Annotated in this window: 2 protein-coding genes; one reads left to right on the top strand and one right to left on the bottom strand. The window is 56.4% G+C overall.

From position 1 onward, the window contains the following. Nucleotides 1-20: 20 nt before the first annotated feature. A complete protein-coding gene (locus ACXJ5O_RS26010; protein ID WP_112530703.1) occupies nt 21-371 on the bottom strand; it encodes a DMT family protein in 351 nt (116 codons plus the stop codon). Nucleotides 372-563: 192 nt separating this feature from the next. Between ACXJ5O_RS26010 and ACXJ5O_RS26005 the strand changes: the two genes are divergently transcribed. After that, nucleotides 564-1,553 carry an extensin-like domain-containing protein gene (locus ACXJ5O_RS26005; protein ID WP_457302430.1) on the top strand — a complete coding sequence of 330 codons (990 nt, stop codon included), beginning with the start codon at nt 564-566 and terminating at the stop codon, nt 1,551-1,553. The last annotated feature ends 154 nt before the right edge of the window (nt 1,554-1,707 follow it).

Below are 1,707 nucleotides of genomic sequence, written 5' to 3'. Positions count from 1 at the left end.
GGGTCAGGACCCCTTAAGTCTCAGGCCTTGAAGATCAGGGTTGCGCCGCCGGCTATCAACACAAAACCGGCTACGTGCTGCCAGGTGAAGGATTCCTTCAGGTAAAATACTGAAAACAGGCTGAACACTACGAGCGTGATGACTTCCTGCATCGTTTTCAGCTCGGCTGTCGTATAAACCGTGTGACCGATGCGGTTGGCAGGAATGGCCAGCCAATATTCCATCAGCGCAATACCCCAGCTGATGAAAACCACCAGCGTGAGCGGCGCCATCGGATATTTCAAATGGCCGTACCAGGCAAAAGTCATGAACACATTTGACGCCGCAAGCAGGAAGATCGGCATGAGGTAGGGTGAAAACAGAGATGTCATGGATAGTTTCCGGGAGGAAGGAGATGGAAAAACAGTTGCCGCGGTGATTGCAGCAAAATCAAGCCGGGATCAACCAGCATCGGATCACATTTTCGACGAAGGTCTTAAGAGAGACGCTGACCATTCCTTTACAATTTGCCTCTATTTTTAGCTGCATCCGCCTGCGTAACGGGGCAAAGGGGATGTGGTGACATGAGTATTGCGTTGTCGTCCGCCGCGCGTTTTAGAGCGGTTTCGATCGTGCTTGTCCTTTTCACGTCGACAGCGCTAAGCAGTTGCGGCATGGGCGATGTGCGGCGACCCATGGCGGATGTTGGCAGCGGGGACACGTCAGTTGCCAGCCAATCGCTTGCAAGCGAAGAAAGCATGCAGGTCACCGCCGAGGAACCCCAGCAGCAACCGCCCCCGCAGTCGGACGAATTCGCCACACAGCGGCCCGAAGTCCTTTCCGTACCGGACGCCGAACCGCAACAGGATAGAATTATCGTACCGGAGGCTCCGCAAGTCGCAGAGCCGAAGCCCTACTCACTACCGGAATCCGAACCGGCCTCCGACGACGCCGAAAGCTACGGCTACGCGGGCGGGATCAGGGATCCCATCGCGCGCAGCGAAAGTGCGCTCGCCATGTCTGGCAGTGACATTGCCTGTCGTACCCAGCTCAAACAGCTTGGTGTTGTGTTTCAGGAGCGGGAACCCATCAATGACGGGGGCGTCTGCAAGATCGACCACCCGCTGACCGTCAGCGGATTTGCCAGTGGACGCATCAGGCTCAAGCCGAGTGCCACGCTGAATTGCCAGATGACACTTGCTTTCGCACGTTGGGTCAAAGGCGATCTCGCACCCTCAACACGCCTGCGTTATCTTTCCGGTATCAACACGATTCATCAGGCATCGAGCTATTCCTGCCGCACGATGAGCAACCAGCGCGGGAGAAGCATGTCGGAACATTCCAAGGGGAATGCGCTCGACATTTCGAAGATCACGCTCAACAATGGCAAGGATATCCAGGTGCAAAAGCCCGGCTGGTTTTCATTCCGCCAGCGCGGACTGCTGAACACCGTACGCTCGGATGCCTGCGATTACTTCTCGACGGTTCTTGGTCCCGGCTATGACAGGTTTCATCGCACACATTTCCATTTCGATCTGATGCAACGCCGGAGCGGACATCGCGCCTGCCGCTAGCGCATTTCAGGGTTTGACTGAAACTCGCCTTCCTCTCCGTCATCCTCGGGCTTGACCCGAGGACCCACACTTTCTCGTGAGACAAGAACGCTGCGCTGTGATTGACCCTCTCAATTGGGTCCTCGGGTCAAGCCCGAGGATGACGGAGGGGTCG

This window comes from Phyllobacterium sp. P5_D12, assembly GCF_054049495.1.
This window is presented reverse-complemented; position numbering and strand designations above follow the sequence as displayed.